14 protein-coding genes are annotated in these 14,365 nt (G+C 59.6%); all 14 read right to left on the minus strand.

Annotated elements, in window-relative coordinates; translation table 11 throughout:
- Positions 1 to 14 precede the first annotated feature (14 nt).
- Positions 15 to 1,652, minus strand: coding sequence for an ABC transporter ATP-binding protein (locus GS605_RS01425; protein WP_171722850.1), 1,638 nt, complete (start codon positions 1,650 to 1,652; stop codon positions 15 to 17).
- Positions 1,649 to 2,464 carry an ABC transporter permease gene (locus GS605_RS01430; RefSeq protein ID WP_171630787.1) on the minus strand — a complete coding sequence of 272 codons (816 nt, stop codon included), beginning with the start codon at positions 2,462 to 2,464 and terminating at the stop codon, positions 1,649 to 1,651. The genes GS605_RS01425 and GS605_RS01430 overlap by 4 nt, the downstream gene beginning before the upstream one ends.
- On the minus strand, positions 2,461 to 3,417 hold the full coding sequence (locus tag GS605_RS01435; protein ID WP_152458791.1) for an ABC transporter permease: 957 nt from the start codon (positions 3,415 to 3,417) through the stop codon (positions 2,461 to 2,463). The genes GS605_RS01430 and GS605_RS01435 overlap by 4 nt, the downstream gene beginning before the upstream one ends.
- Before the next feature lie 15 nt (positions 3,418 to 3,432).
- Positions 3,433 to 5,019: an ABC transporter substrate-binding protein gene (locus GS605_RS01440; RefSeq protein ID WP_171167064.1), complete on the minus strand. Its 1,587-nt coding sequence runs from the start codon at positions 5,017 to 5,019 to the stop codon at positions 3,433 to 3,435.
- Positions 5,020 to 5,256: 237 nt separating this feature from the next.
- Positions 5,257 to 6,360, minus strand: coding sequence for a glycerate kinase (locus GS605_RS01445; protein ID WP_171722851.1), 1,104 nt, complete (start codon positions 6,358 to 6,360; stop codon positions 5,257 to 5,259).
- Positions 6,360 to 6,797, minus strand: coding sequence for a D-aminoacyl-tRNA deacylase (gene dtd / locus GS605_RS01450; protein ID WP_171722852.1), 438 nt, complete (start codon positions 6,795 to 6,797; stop codon positions 6,360 to 6,362). The genes GS605_RS01445 and dtd overlap by 1 nt, the downstream gene beginning before the upstream one ends.
- Before the next feature lie 42 nt (positions 6,798 to 6,839).
- Positions 6,840 to 7,508: a nitroreductase gene (locus GS605_RS01455; protein WP_171630793.1), complete on the minus strand. Its 669-nt coding sequence runs from the start codon at positions 7,506 to 7,508 to the stop codon at positions 6,840 to 6,842.
- A gap of 99 nt (positions 7,509 to 7,607) precedes the next feature.
- Positions 7,608 to 8,723 (minus strand): TFIIB-type zinc finger domain-containing protein, encoded by a 1,116-nt coding sequence (locus GS605_RS01460; RefSeq protein WP_171722853.1) that lies wholly within the window; start codon positions 8,721 to 8,723, stop codon positions 7,608 to 7,610.
- Between the two features lie 7 nt (positions 8,724 to 8,730).
- The gene (locus tag GS605_RS01465; RefSeq protein WP_171722854.1) at positions 8,731 to 9,048 is read right to left on the minus strand and encodes a CPCC family cysteine-rich protein; all 318 of its coding nucleotides are present in this window, start codon (positions 9,046 to 9,048) and stop codon (positions 8,731 to 8,733) included.
- A 9-nt stretch (positions 9,049 to 9,057) separates the two neighbouring features.
- Positions 9,058 to 10,206 (minus strand): SPFH domain-containing protein, encoded by a 1,149-nt coding sequence (locus GS605_RS01470; protein WP_171630798.1) that lies wholly within the window; start codon positions 10,204 to 10,206, stop codon positions 9,058 to 9,060.
- Positions 10,207 to 10,228: 22 nt separating this feature from the next.
- Positions 10,229 to 11,149 carry a DUF2927 domain-containing protein gene (locus GS605_RS01475; RefSeq protein ID WP_171630800.1) on the minus strand — a complete coding sequence of 307 codons (921 nt, stop codon included), beginning with the start codon at positions 11,147 to 11,149 and terminating at the stop codon, positions 10,229 to 10,231.
- A 49-nt stretch (positions 11,150 to 11,198) separates the two neighbouring features.
- Positions 11,199 to 12,389 carry a toxic anion resistance protein gene (locus GS605_RS01480; RefSeq protein ID WP_171722855.1) on the minus strand — a complete coding sequence of 397 codons (1,191 nt, stop codon included), beginning with the start codon at positions 12,387 to 12,389 and terminating at the stop codon, positions 11,199 to 11,201.
- A 30-nt stretch (positions 12,390 to 12,419) separates the two neighbouring features.
- Positions 12,420 to 13,334 (minus strand): 5-bromo-4-chloroindolyl phosphate hydrolysis family protein, encoded by a 915-nt coding sequence (locus tag GS605_RS01485; RefSeq protein WP_171722856.1) that lies wholly within the window; start codon positions 13,332 to 13,334, stop codon positions 12,420 to 12,422.
- A gap of 175 nt (positions 13,335 to 13,509) precedes the next feature.
- A complete protein-coding gene (locus tag GS605_RS01490) occupies positions 13,510 to 14,325 on the minus strand; it encodes a pseudouridine synthase (protein ID WP_171722857.1) in 816 nt (271 codons plus the stop codon).
- Positions 14,326 to 14,365: the final 40 nt, after the last annotated feature.

Below are 14,365 nucleotides of genomic sequence, written 5' to 3' on the forward strand. Positions count from 1 at the left end.
TGTCACGAACCGGATCAGTTGCCGGCGCTTTCCATCTTGCGATGGGCGACAACCTCTTCCAGCCAGCCCAGGTGCATTTCAGGCACCGAACTGAGCAGCAGGTCGGTATAATCGTCGAAGGGCGGGCTCAGCACCTGGCTCTTCGAGCCATAACGGGCCACGCGACCCTGATACATCACCGCGATGCTGTCGCTGATCGCGCGGACCGTCGCCAGATCATGGGTGATGAACAGATAGGCCACATCTTCGATCTTTTGCAGGTCCAGCAGCAGCTTGAGGATCCCGTCTGCCACCAGCGGATCCAGAGCCGAAGTGACCTCGTCACAGATGATCATCTTGGGCTTGGCTGCCAGTGACCGGGCGATACAGACACGCTGTTTCTGACCTCCGGACAGTTCCGCAGGATAGCGGTCGATGAACTTTTCGCCCAACTCGATCTCATCCAACAGCTCGATGATCCGCTTGCGCTTTTCGGCGCCGCGCATGTTGAAATAGAATTCCAACGGGCGGCCGATGATGGTGCCGACGGTTTGGCGTGGGTTCATTGCCACGTCTGCCATCTGATAGATCATCTGCAACTCGCGCAGATCCTCCCGAGAACGCCCCGCAAGGTCCGGCGACAGCGTGCGACCGGCAAAACGGATCTCGCCATCGCGCGGCGGCAACAGGCCGGTGATCACCCGGGCCAGCGTGGATTTGCCCGAACCGGATTCGCCCACGACCGCCAGCGTCTGCCCCGGATGAAGCTCGACATTGACGTTGTGCAGCACGTCGAAGTTCAGCCCCTTGTAGCGCGCGGTGATCCCGTCAACGGTAAGCAGCGGTTCCGGTGTGGGCTGCTTTTCTTCGTGCTCGATCGAACGCACCGAGACCAAAGCCTGAGTATATTCTTCCTGTGGGTTGTTGATGATCTGATCGGTGCTGCCGTATTCGACTGTGTCACCCATCCGCAAAACCATGATATCGTCGCTGACCTGCGCAACCACGGCCAGGTCATGGGTGATGTACAAAGCGGCAACGCCGGTGTCGCGTATGGCATCCTTGATCGCCATAAGAACATCGATCTGGGTGGTAACATCCAGCGCCGTGGTCGGTTCGTCGAACACCACCAGATCGGGTTCAGGACACAGTGCCAATGCGGTCATACAACGCTGCAACTGACCGCCCGAAACCTGGTGCGGATAACGGTTGCCGATGTTGTCAGGGTCAGGCAAACCCAGCTTTGCGAACAGCTCGCGCGCGCGGGACTCGGCCTCTTTGCGCGAAAACTTCTTGTGCTCGACAGCCGCTTCGACAACCTGATCCATGATCTTCTTGGCCGGGTTGAACGACGCGGCGGCAGATTGCGAGACATAGGCAACCTCGCCCCCGCGCAGATTCCGAATATCGCCATGCGATGATTTCAGGATGTCGCGCCCGTTGACCCAGACTTCGCCGCCGGTGATTTCAACGCCACCCCGGCCATAGGCCATCGAGGCAAGACCGATGGTGGATTTCCCAGCGCCGGATTCACCGATCAGACCCAATACCTTGCCGCGCTCGAGGTCAAAGCTGACCCCGTGCACGATTTCGATGTCATGGGGTTTCTCACCCGGTGGGTAAACGGTTGCACCGATCTTGAGGTCACGGACCTTGAGAAGGGAATCACTCATCCCCGACCTCCTTTCAGCGATGTAGTACGGTTCAGGATCCAGTCAGCCACAAGGTTGACCGAGATCGCGAGCGTCGCGATGGCCACCGCGGGGTACAGGGCCGCGCCAATGCCATACACGATGCCGTCCTTGTTTTCCTTCACGATGCCACCCCAGTCGGCCAGCGGCGGTTGAACGCCAAGACCCAAGAAAGACAGGGTAGAGATGAACAGCACCATGAAGATGAACCGCAGGCCGAACTCGGCCACCAGCGGTGACAATGCGTTCGGCAGGATTTCCCGGAAGATGATCCATGTCCGCCCCTCACCACGCAGTTTCGCGGCTTCGACATAATCCATCACGTTGATGTCCACGGCGACGGAGCGCGAAAGGCGATAAGGGCGTGTCGCATCCAGAAGGCCCATGACGAGGATCAGGATCGGGACAGTTACCGGAACGATGGCCAGAATGACCAGCGCAAGGATCAGGGTTGGGATCGACATGATCAGATCGACCGTCCGGCTAAGCGCCTGATCCGCCCAACCGCCCAGAACGGCGGCCAGAAGACCAAGCGATGTACCGGTCAAGAAGCTGAGCAATGTCGCGGCGGCGGCAATGAAGATCGTCGTGCGCCCGCCATAGATCATGCGGGTCAGCAGGTCGCGGCCGATATTGTCGGTGCCCAGCAGGTGTTCGGCGCTGGCCGGCTCCCATACATCGCCGACCACTTCTGCCATCCCGTAAGGCGCGATCAACGGGGCAGCAATGGCCACGAAGAAATAGGCGCCGGTGAATATGAGGCCAATCAGAGCCGAAAGAGGGATGTTTTTCATTTCGGATGCCTCAGTCTTGGGTTGGCGAGGATCGAGACGATATCCGCGACCATGTTCAGGCCGATGTAAACAGCCGCGAATACCACGCCGCAGGCCAGAACAACCGGCACGTCACGCTTGGTCACGGCGTCCACAAGGTACTGCCCCATGCCGGGATAGACGAACACCACTTCAACCACTACGACGCCAACAACGAGGTAGGCGAGGTTCAGCATGACAACGTTCACGATGGGTGAGATTGCGTTGGGAAAGGCATGCCGCGCGATGACCTGAAATGTGCTCAGGCCCTTGAGTTCGGCCGTTTCGATATAGGCTGATTGCATGAGGTTCAGAATTGCAGCGCGGGTCATCCGCATCATCTGCGCGAGGACCACCAGTGTCAGAACGAAGGCCGGCAGCGCAATCGCGTTCAGCTTTTGCCAGAACGACATCGAGTCGTTGATCATCGCAAGCGAGGAAAACCATCCCAGCTTGACCGAGATGTAGTAGATCACGACGTATCCGATCAGGAACTCGGGGATGGAAACCGTTGTCAGCGTGACGGCGGAAATCAGTTTGTCGGGCCAGCGATTGCGGAACCGGACAGCCAGCAGACCCAGAAAGATCGCAAGCGGGACGGATACGATTGCCGCGACACAAGCCAGGAACAACGTGTTTCCGAGGCGTTTTCCGATGCTCTCGGCTATATCAAGCTTGTTGGTCAGCGATTGGCCAAGGTCGCCCTGAACGATGCCGCCCAGCCATTCAAAATAACGGGTCAGGGCCGGGCGGTTCAGGCCCATTTCTTCGCGAAGGTTGGCCAAGGCCTCGGGGGTTGCGGACTGCCCCAGGACGGCTTGCGCGGCGTCTCCGGGAAGAGCTTCGGTCAGGCCAAAAATCAAGGCCGAAGCGCCGAACAGCAATAGAATTCCCAGCGCGAGGCGCTGGGAAACCAGTTTTATGATAGGATGCATTATCCGATGCCCGTATCAGACGAACCACATTTTGCGGGACATGTTGCCGTTCATCATTTCCTGTGTCGGGTCGCTTTCCCAACCATCCAGTTGGTTGCTGACACCTTCAACAAAATCGTTGAACATCGGGCAAATCAGACCGCCTTCATCACGGACCATGCGGCCCATCTGGCTATAGATGCCCTTGCGTTTCTCGACATCCAGTTCTGCACGAGCCGCGAACAGCAGGTCGTCAAATGCCTGAACTTTGAAACGTGTATCGTTCCAGTCCGCCGTCGACAGATACGCGGTCGAGTACATCTGGTCCTGTACCGGACGACCGCCCCAGTAAGAGGCGCAGAAGGGCTGCACATTCCAAACCTCGGACCAGTAGCCGTCATTCGGCTCGCGCTTGATTTCCAGCGGAATTCCAGCCTGGGCGGCTGTCTGTTGGAACAGGGCTGCAGCATCCACCGCGCCCGGGAAGGCGCCGTCTGCAACACGAAGGACAATCGGCGAGCCGTCATGACCGGACTTCTTGTAGTGCTCGGCTGCTTTTTCCACGCTGAACTCGCGCTGTTCGATTGTCTCATCAAACAGTGGATAGGCTGCGTTAATCGGCATGTCGTTACCGATCGAGCCATAACCGCGCAGTACTTTGTCCACCAGATCCGCACGGTTGATGGCATACTTCAGGGCCGTGCGCAGTTCGTTGTTGTCGAACGGTGCGGTATCGCAGTGCATGATAAAGACATAGTGGCCGCGGCCAGCGGTCGAGTGCACGGTCAGATTGGGTGCGCGCCCCAGCAGGTCCGCGACCTTTGGTTCAACACGGTTGATGGCGTGGACCTGACCCGATTGCAATGCAGCGGTACGCGCAGTTGCGTCATTGATAACCACAACTTCAACACTGTCGAAGTTACCAAAATCAGAGTTCCAGTGGTTCTCGTATTTTGTGAACAAGTGGCGCACACCGGGTTCGTCCACTTCCACCTTGTACGGTCCGGTTCCGATACCTGCTCCGGGATTGTCCATGCCGCCATCGGGCTGAATGATCAGGTGGTAGTCGGCCATCAGATACGGAAGGTCAGCGTTTGGCTCGGACAGAGTGACCTGGAAATTGTCGCCATCGGCTTTCATTGACTCGATGCCCTTCATGATACCAAGGGCACCGGACTTGGAGTCTTCGTTCGAGTGGCGCTGCATTGTCTTCAGCACGTCCTCGCTGGTCATGGTTTTGCCGTTGTGGAATTCGACACCCTGACGCAGTTTGAAGGTCCAGACCTTGGCATCCGCGCTGCCTTCGACGCTTTCCGCCAGGCGCGGTTCGATGGACCCATCTGGTGCAACTTCTACAAGCTGGTCACCAAACTGCTTGCCGTTCTGGAACGGAACCGAGCTGGCATAGGTCGCCGGATCCAGCGAGTTGGTCGACTCACCGCCTTGCAGACCGAACTTCAGATCACCACCCTTTTTCGGGCCTGCTGCGCGTGCTGCGTCCGCGAACATCGTGCTGGCCACGGCAGCCGAAACGCCCAGGGCCGCGGCTTTCCCCATGAATTCGCGGCGAGTCATCTTCCCGGCTGTGACCTGACCGGCCATATGCGTTATTTGTTCATTCATTGAGTGTTCTCCCTATTGAGTGGTTCCAGCCCCTTTGGGGGCTTTTTGTTGACGCATGAGTCAACGTTGGCTTATTTCCGCGAACCGGGCAAGGTTATTTCTCTTAAATACCGAAGGCCAAAGCCATCGCTTTGTTGTCCGGTGTGCGGCAATTGCTGAGTGGGTGTTCAGGTACATTCTGCATTTTCGGGTAGTTTCCGGTCGATTGCGGGCCAAAGCGGCATGATAAGCGTCAAATCATCCACGTATCGCGACAACCAGGTCCATGACGTTGGTGCCGGTTGGTCCGGTTGTCAGCAGGCCGTGCGCTTTTTCCAGGAATGATCCGCTGTCGGCTTTGTGAAGAGCGCGTTCGGCGCCATCACTCCAAGTCTTTCCTGTTATGATTCCACCCGCCGCATTTGTCGGGCCATCCGTGCCGTCGGTGCCGCCCACGATCACCGCGAGATCCGTCTGCCCCGCGATCTCTTTTGCCAAAGCAAGCGCAAGGGCTTGATTTCTGCCGCCACGTCCCGGGTGATCAGGCAAGACCACGGTCGGTTCTCCGCCAAAGATCATCACGCCCTTTTCCATTCCACGCAGCAAGGGCCCAAGACGCGCCGCGACCTGCAAATAGTCGTCGTGCAGAGACTCATCATTGATCAAGACCCTCAGCCCCATTGTTTCCGCTGCTTTGGCAGCGGCACTGCGGGCATGCGCGTTCGAAGCAACGATCCGGGTGCTGGCGGCAAAGGAATGATTGTCGGGCAATGCTCCGATTCCCGAACCGATGACGTTCAGATCGTCTCCGGGCACATCCGATATCGCCAGAACAGTGGCACGGTCTCCGGCGAAATGGGACAGCAGGCCGCCGCCCTTGATGCGCGACAGCTTGCGCCGCTCGGCATTCATTGCGCGGATATCCAGCCCTTTGGACAGCAGTTCGCGGTTCAACGCCTCGAGATCCGCCAGCGATGTTCCGGGAAGCAGGTCTTCGGCCAGGGATGACGCGCCGCCCGAGACCAGCAGCAGAACATGTGATCCGGGCCCCATCTGATCCATGGCCAGGCGCAGCGCCCGCCCGCCCGCCACGCTGCGGTCGTCCGGAACGGGGTGTGATGCTTCGATCACCTCGACCCCAGCCGGCAGGTCGTGGCCATGCCCGTCTTTGGTGACCACAAGCGTGGGGATGGCGCCGAAATGTTCCAGCGCAGCCCGCGCCATGGCTGCGGCGGGTTTGCCCACGGCCAGAATACGGTCTGGTTTCGGGACATCAGGCAAGGCGGCCAGGGTGGCCTTATACCCGCCGACGGCATCAACACCGGCCTGCCACAACCTGACAGCTTGCTTTTCAATATCCATCAATTCTCCACCCAGATCGTGACCGGCCCGTCATTTACAAGCTCAACCGCCATGTCCGCGCCGAACTGTCCGGTTTCCACCGCGATCCCCTGCGCGGCAAGGTGCTCTGCGAAGACCTTGTACAATTGCTCTCCCAACTCGGGCGGGGCCGCGTTTGAAAATCCGGGACGATTGCCGCTGGAGGTGTCCGCCGCCAGTGTGAACTGGCTTACCACCAAAGCAGAGCCTTCAACATCCAGAAGCGAGCGGTTCATCTTGCCGGCGTCATCCTTGAAAATCCGCAGTTTTGCGGCTTTCTCGGCCAATTTTTCTGCCTGTGCCTTTCTATCGCCCTGCATGGCGCAGACAAGAATCATGAGCCCGGGACCAGTTTTGCCGATGACGGTGCCTTCGACCGACACTTTGGCCTGTGTCACCCTTTGCAGCAATGCGCGCACTTGGTTCCTCCCCCGAAACGTTGAGCCTGCCTGAGCGACGGTTTAGCCGCGCCAGTCCACAAAGTCACCCAATGCCGCGCGTTCCGTACGGAAGCTGTTTGCAGGATGATCCATATCCGAATAGCCAAAGGAAATTGCGCACAGGATCAACCGGTCATCGGGGATCTGAAAATACTGATGCAAAAACGGGCTGTACGCCGCCAATGCCGCTTGCGGGATGGTCGCCACGCCCAAAGCCTGAGCGGCGAGCGCAAAAGCCGTGACAAAGCCGCCGCAATCCATTGCACCATAAGGTCCCAGCTCTGCCGGGCTTGAGATGATGGCACAATGTGGTGCGCCAAAAAGGGCGAAGTTCTGCATCATTTGCTGCGCCGATCCTTTACGGTCCCCCCGTTCTACGCCAACCGCGCGGTAGAGCGCCCAGCCGCACGTCCGGCGGCGGTCTTGATACACGCCGGAGTAGGAAACGGGAAAAGGAAGATCGGGGGCCGGCGTGCCGTTCCTGGCTTCGTTTGACATCGCGTCGCGGAACCTGTCGGTTTCGTCTCCGCTGGTGATGACCAATTGCCAAGGTTGCGCATTGCACCAGCTCGGCACCCGGGACGCGCTGGTCACGATCTGTTCGATGTCACCACGTGGCACCGGGTCAGGCCGAAAGGCGCGGCAGGAATGGCGCGCAGTCAGAAGCGTGTTCAGATCGGCCAGGGTCACGTCGTCTTCTCCTCCGGGGCAGCCGGCGGCAGGATGGGTGAGAAGCCGGGGATGTTCAAGGGGTTCCGCCGCACAGATTTTGGCTGCGGCCCCCGAAGGTCATTGCTGTCCGGTCGCCATGAGGTATCCGATGCCTGCCGCAACCAGCAGGCCAAGCACAACGGCGATCGTGACCTTGATTGCCGACCAGGGGCGTTCTCCTTGAACCCGGCCGGTCCGGCCGTTCACCACGAAACGATAGGTCTGACCGCGATACTTGTACGCCGCCAACCAGACCGGCAGCAGGATATGCTTGAACGTGACATCGCGCACATCGGTGTCCACTGCATGGATGCGTTGCCTGTCGCCCCCAATATCAAACCGCACGTCCCGCTCGATCACGCGGGCCATATAAGCGCGTGCCTCGGCATATCCATCTTTCAGCTCGACCGTATAGGCCTCGGCCCGGAAACCGGCGAGGTACTCTGGCTGGTAGGGTTCCAGAGCCGGGAGATCCCAAGGCTCCAGAGCATCCGTGTAAGCCTTGGGCAGGGACCTTGAGGCCAACACCAACACGTCGTCAAAAAACCGCGCCACCCGGCCGGACTTGGGCGTCCAGCGGACCTTGGGCACCTGTTGTTGCACCCGTTTGCCATCCCGCATGACGGTGCGGGTTTCATAGTAGACTATTCCGCGCTCTCCGCGATAGGCCGACTTCGTATCGGCGTCGAAGGTCCAGTACGGCACATAGATGCCCTGCATCCTGCGGCCCTTGCGGGCATAATCCTTCAACCCGTTCGGCGCGAACCACAGCCGCCCCAGCCAGTCGCTCATGGCTTTGTGGGCGGCGCGTTCGTCCAGCGCAAAAGGCAGAACGCCCTTCGGTTTGATATGCCGGTTCATCCCGGTGTCCGTCACGACCGGGGTGGCGCAGAACGGGCATTCCGAAGCATGGGTGTTGGGATCGAATTCAACCTGCGCTGCACAGTTCGGGCAGGACAGAACCCGCGTCTCTTCGATTTCGCTGTCGGGCAGGCGGTCGGCGATGGCAGCGTCGAAATCCAGCTCGCGCAGGCTGGCGCCGCCCCAGGTGCCGGCACCGATCGGTTCGGAATGGCCACAGTGATCGCAGATCAGCGTGCCGGATTTTGGATCGAACCGATAATCGGCGCCGCACTGGTCACACGGGAAACGATGTTCCGCGAAATCAGGCGATGGGGCAGGGGCATCCGTCATGCTACGCTCAGTCCTTGAGAGGGAAGTAGAGATAGTCCGCGCGGTCTTCCGCAGGCAGGACATGCGGCAGCATCGCGGCCTCGCAGGCCCCGATCGTCTTGAAGTTTTTACGCCCCTCAGCCAATGTCAGGCCGTGATTGGCCGCCGAAGGCTCGCGCAGGTTCGTGTCATATTGGATGTCCTCGTCCTCCCAGAAACAGATCGGGCAGATCAGGTACTGTCCACGTTCCGAAAGGGTGACATAGTCGCAGCAGGGGCAGACGAAATGCGGTTCGGGCCGCGTTCTGCGCCTGCCCTTTTTCGAACGCTTTCCAAGGCCGGCCATGCGGTGCCCTCATGCGCCGGGCGGGGGCGGAGGCAGAATGGTGAACAGCTGCGCCAGTTCCTGCACCTCACCCGCCTTCTTCCAGCCGTCCTGACCGGGCGTCCACACGTAGGTGTCGCGCGTGATCTCGCCCTCACTGGCCATGCGGCCCATCTTGGCCTTCGAGAACGGGCCGCTGGTCTGTCCGTCCACCGCAATGTGCCAGACATGCTCGACCGGCGGCGGAGGCGGCGGGGCCACATGTGCGGCCGGTTGCGGGGCAGCGGGCGCGGGCGCGCCCCACGGGCCTGACGACTGACCCGCTGCCATGTTCGACATCTGGTTCGCCATCGCCATGCCCATTCCCATACCAAGGCCAGCGCCCATGCCGCCGCCTCCGCCCGGGGAACTGGCTGCCGCCGTCATCGCCTCGGCCGCGGAATACTGGGTGAACTTGCCCAGATCCCCCGCCAGACCCATCGAGGTGCGCTTGTCCAGCGCCGCCTCGACCGCCGGCGGCAACGAGATGTTCTCGATGTAGAATTCCGGCATCTCCAGCCCATAGCCGTCCAGTACGGGCGAGACCTCGGCCGCGATCAGCTTGCCCAGATCGGCGGTGTTTGCAGCCATGTCCAGAACCGGGATGCCCGAGCCCGCGATCACTCGGCTGAATTCCTGCACGATGATGTTGCGGATCTGAAAGCTAATCTCGTCCATGGTGAACTCACCGTCGGTGCCCACGATCTCGACCAGGAAACGGGCCGGGTCCTTCACCCGGATCGTGTAGGTGCCATAGGCGCGGATCCGGGTGGGGCCGAATTCGGGATCGCGCAGCATGATCGGGTTCTTGGTGCCCCATTTCAGGTCGTTGAACCGGGTCGTGTTGACGAAATAGATCTCGGACTTGAACGGCGACTGGAACCCGTGATCCCAATGTTGCAGCGTCGTCATGATCGGCATGTTGTTGGTTTCAAGCATGTAGAGGCCCGGCGTGAACACGTCGGCCAGCTGGCCTTCATGCACGAATACGGCCGCCTGGCCCTCGCGCACGGTCAGCTTGGCGCCATACTTGATCTCGTGGCCCTCACGTTCGAACCGCCAGACCATCGTGTCACGGGTGTCGTCCACCCAATGAATGACATCAATGAATTCTCCGGTCAGAAAATCGAAAATTCCCATCTGGGTTCTCCTGTCATCGGGGTCAGAGCGGCTGCCCCATCAATTCATGTGCGATTATTCGTACAATGGGTCGCGCTTCATCAACGTCTATGCCGGGCTGCAACCGTGGGTCATACAACATCGTCAGCAGCTTTTCGTCGTGACTGGTCAGCAGGGCAAATTCGTCATCATCATTGAAAATCGAAGGCCGCGCTGCCGGGCTGTCATTGGACAGGCCAAGACCCTGAGCTATTTCTTCGTGAATGCAGCTTTGGCGGCCCAGATCCGTCAATTCGGCCCGGATAAGGGAAACGGCACGCACGTATCTGTGTGGTGAAGACGTCGTTGCCGATGCAATCACCAGGCAATCGAAATTGGCGCGTGGATTGGCCACCAGATTCAGCGAGTCCTGACTGATATTTGGGATCAGCTGTTTCAGGCGGGATACGATATAGGCGCTGTCGTCCTTGCCTGCAATAAAGACATGGAAATTGGCGTTGCGAGAGACGACGGAAACCGGATGATCGGTCAATCTGGCCAGTCGGGTGGCAAAGGACCGAACCTGATCCGCATCTTGCTGCCGTGCAGAAGGAAGCACGGAGGGCCCGAACTCGGTCTGTATGCGGACAGAGCCGAGCCACCGGCTGAGTTGCCCGTCGGTCTGACGCGAGCCAGCCGCGACGCTTTGCGTCGGATATTCGCTGTAGAACGCAATCGCTTCGAAATTCCGCGCCAGATCATCGGCATCATAGGGGGTGTCCGGACCGCCCCCATCGGTGCGTAAAAGCCCTCGCACCAGCAAATCCCGTTCAACCCGCTGATAAAAACGCGCCAGATCCTGACTTGCGGCTGACGGTGGCACATAGGCATTGGCTGCCACGGGTGCGGGTGTCGGGCGAGGTTGCGGAACAACAGATGACGTCAGGGTTTCATCGCAATTGGCCAGAGCCAAGAGCGACACCATCCCCAAGGTTCCTTTCAAGTAACCGAAGGCCCGCACGCCGATCCCGCCCTCAGCCGGGAACCGCCGTACCGGCATTGTCGCCGGTTCCGTCGCGGCGCGCTTTGGCGGCCGCCAAAGTGTCGCGCAGTTCCTTTTCCATCTTCTGCAACTCAGCCTCGGCTGCGGCGCGTTTGGCTTTGCCTTCGTCCGCAATGGCAAGGCTTTCGTTGATGGTGCCAATCAGGTCGGCATTGGCCTGCTTGACCGCTTCGATGTCGAACACGCCGCGCTCCATCTCTTGGCGGATCATCTTGTTCGATTCGCGCAGGTTGGCCGCATTCGAAGTCAAAAGCTCGTTCGTCAGGTCGTTCGCATCCCGCACCGCGGCGGCGGCTTCGGCGCTGCGTTGTATCGTAACCGCCTGGGCCAGCTGCGTTTCCCACAGCGGTACCGTGTTTACCAGCGTCGAGTTGATCTTGGTGACCAGCGATTTGTCGTTTTCCTGAACCAAACGGATCGACGGCAGCGACTGCATCGTGACCTGTCGTGTCAGTTTCAGGTCATGAACCCGGCGTTCTAGGTCGTCACGCGCCGCACGGATGTCACGCAGTTCCTGTGCCTTCATCACTTGCTGGTCTTCCGGAGCGGCCTGAACTTCGGCTTCCTTTTCAGGGATGTCGTGGCTGTCCAGCTCGGTCAGCTTCTCTTCGCCCGCAGCGATGTACAGCGCCAGTTCGTCATAAAAGCCCAAGGTCTTCTCATACAGCAGATCCAGCGATTTGATATCCTTGAGCAGCGTATGCTCATGTCCCAGAAGATCGTCGGTAATGCGATCGATCTGGCCCTGAACCTCTTCGTACTGGGCGGTAAATTTGGCAAAAGGCGCAGCCCTGCCCAACAGTTTCTCCCACCAGCTGCGCTCGCGCCGCACGTCAAGTTCACTGACCGAGAAACCGCGGATCGTGGTCACGATATTGCGCAGGCTGTCACCGGCCGGGCCGACATCCTTGTTGCGCACATCCGCAAGCATGGCCTGGCTGATCTCCTGCAACTCGGCCTGCGCGGACGAGCCGAACGCGACAATCGAATTGGTGTTGCCCATGTCGATTTCATCCATCCGCTTGCGGATTTCGGCGCTGACGGGTTCGTCGGCTTCCTCCAACGACACGACCTCGGCCTGCGGTTCGGGCAGGGCAACTGCGGTGACTTCCTGTACCAGTGTTTGGGCCTGAACTGCCTTGTTCTTGATCTCATCGGACATGGGTATGTTCCTCGCTCAAATAATGGCCGGTCAGTCCAGCCGGACGCCTTCGCGCTGCAGTCTTTCACGCAACACGTCAATTTCGACCGTCAGATCACTGCGGTCATCCAAAAGCATTTTCCGCGTTCGCGCGGCGAAATTCTGTTCCAGATCGTCCAGCAAAGCAGAGTAATCCGCAAGCGCCTGCGCATCGCGGGTTCGGGCGTAGACATCAGCAAACTTAACGGTCGCGTCGCGTGCGCCTTGCAAGTACACGGTCAGGTACTTTCTAGCACCGGCCAGATCTCGCGGGTCTTCCTCGACCGTGCGAAACAAATCCCGCGCGGTGTCCTGAAACCGTTCGACGCGGGCTTCGACCCTGCGGTCACCAGCGCGTTTTATGGCATTCGTCATTTCCGACAAGTGTTTCTCGGCATCATCGACCACGCGGGCCACGCGGTCCTGCTGAAAAGTGTCGACCCCTTCCATGCCCTTGTTCTTCATCGGATCAAGCCCGAAGGAGACAGAATGCAGAACGGTCGCTGCAACACCAAACAGCACGGGGGCCAACAAACTGACCTGCGCTGCCGCTTCAGCGTCCAGAAACTCGGACCTGTAAGACGCAAGGCCAGCGCCAAGGCCGGTGAGAACACTGGCAAATATCTTCCGCGGAAAAGCAGGACGTCGGGCGGTTTTGCGGGCATTGTACGCGGCCTCAGCTCTCAGACCTTCTCGCAGCAAAAATGCAGCCGCCGTCAGAAAACCAGCGGCGACCAGCCCCAGTGTCATGCCAATCGCGCCGTCGTTTAGGGACAGAAACACCAATGGAATGGCGGGTAGAAACAGAATATTCGCACGTGCGCCAGCGGGCTCGACCCGTGCGCCGTCAAACTGCCCCCTCGGCAGTGGGGTGTTTTCCGATTCATCCCCCTGTGGGCTGTATTTGCCGCCAAACCGCTTTGCCATGGCTTACAGACCTCCGAGCAAACCAGTGCAGACGCCAAACAACAGCACCAACAGCACAGCGTAGGCCAGTTTTTGCACTCCGCTTCCGGACATCACGCCCCCCAAATAGCAGCTTTCACTGAAAATTTAGGGTATGCGCGGGCTTAGCGCTAGGGGGAAGGTTGCCGAACCCACATCACTTACGGGGATTCTTGCCGATCAGAGGCCGTTTTCTTTTGGGCCGTGACGGGCGCTTGGCCGCGTTGCCGGGTTTGTCTTCGGCGTCCAGCCCCAGCTGGTCCCGCATGACCCGGCGACGGACTTCTTCGACCTCGCCCTGTTTCAGCGTCCCAAGCTGGAAGGGGCCGTAGGACACGCGCAACAGACGATTCACGGTAAAGCCGATATCTTCCATCGCGCGGCGGATTTCGCGGTTCTTGCCTTCGCGCAAGCCGATCGTCAGCCATGCATTTGCGCCCTGCTGGCGATCCAGTGTGACGGTCATTGGCTGGAACCGTTCTCCCTCGATCACCAGCCCCTTGCGCAGCGGTTCGAAATCCTCGTCCTTCGGGCGACCGTTCACCCGCACGCGGTATTTCCGCAACCACCCGGTCGAGGGCAGTTCCAGCTTGCGCTTGATGCCGCCATCGTTGGTCAACAGCAGCAATCCTTCGGAATTCAGGTCCAACCGACCAACGCTCATCACTCGTGGCATGTCGTTAGGCAGCTTGTCGAATATTGTATCTCGTCCTTTTTCGTCGCGGGTCGTCGTCACCAACCCGGCGGGCTTGTGATACAGCCACAGACGCGACGGTTCCGGTTCCGAGACCGGCTTGCCGTCGACTGCGATCTTGTCTTTCGCGGTCACGTTCAGGGCGGGGCTGTCGATGGTCTTGCCATTCACTGCCACGCGGCCTGCTTCTATCATGCGTTCAGCCTCGCGCCGGGATGCTACGCCAGCGCGAGCCAGGACTTTGGCGATCCGATCGCCGGGGGGTGGGGTCTTGTTCATGTCAGGGCCATACCGCATCCTGGGCGCTTGCGAAAGGCGG

It is taken from the genome of Ruegeria sp. HKCCD7559 (genome assembly GCF_013110575.1).
Taxonomy (GTDB): domain Bacteria; phylum Pseudomonadota; class Alphaproteobacteria; order Rhodobacterales; family Rhodobacteraceae; genus Ruegeria.

Bases quoted from the DNA above. Each gene is read 5' to 3' on its own strand.
- GS605_RS01465 (WP_171722854.1), bottom strand. From the start codon at position 9,048: ATGGCCGGCCTTGGAAAGCGTTCGAAAAAGGGCAGGCGCAGAACGCGG.
- GS605_RS01475 (WP_171630800.1), bottom strand. From the start codon at position 11,149: ATGGTGTCGCTCTTGGCTCTGGCCAATTGCGATGAAACCCTGACGTCA.
- GS605_RS01490 (WP_171722857.1), bottom strand. From the start codon at position 14,325: ATGAACAAGACCCCACCCCCCGGCGATCGGATCGCCAAAGTCCTGGCT.
- GS605_RS01435 (WP_152458791.1), bottom strand. From the start codon at position 3,417: ATGCATCCTATCATAAAACTGGTTTCCCAGCGCCTCGCGCTGGGAATT.
- GS605_RS01425 (WP_171722850.1), bottom strand. From the start codon at position 1,652: ATGAGTGATTCCCTTCTCAAGGTCCGTGACCTCAAGATCGGTGCAACC.
- GS605_RS01485 (WP_171722856.1), bottom strand. From the start codon at position 13,334: ATGGCAAAGCGGTTTGGCGGCAAATACAGCCCACAGGGGGATGAATCG.
- GS605_RS01440 (WP_171167064.1), bottom strand. From the start codon at position 5,019: ATGAATGAACAAATAACGCATATGGCCGGTCAGGTCACAGCCGGGAAG.
- GS605_RS01430 (WP_171630787.1), bottom strand. From the start codon at position 2,464: ATGAAAAACATCCCTCTTTCGGCTCTGATTGGCCTCATATTCACCGGC.
- GS605_RS01480 (WP_171722855.1), bottom strand. From the start codon at position 12,389: ATGTCCGATGAGATCAAGAACAAGGCAGTTCAGGCCCAAACACTGGTA.
- GS605_RS01445 (WP_171722851.1), bottom strand. From the start codon at position 6,360: ATGGATATTGAAAAGCAAGCTGTCAGGTTGTGGCAGGCCGGTGTTGAT.
- GS605_RS01460 (WP_171722853.1), bottom strand. From the start codon at position 8,723: ATGACGGATGCCCCTGCCCCATCGCCTGATTTCGCGGAACATCGTTTC.
- GS605_RS01470 (WP_171630798.1), bottom strand. From the start codon at position 10,206: ATGGGAATTTTCGATTTTCTGACCGGAGAATTCATTGATGTCATTCAT.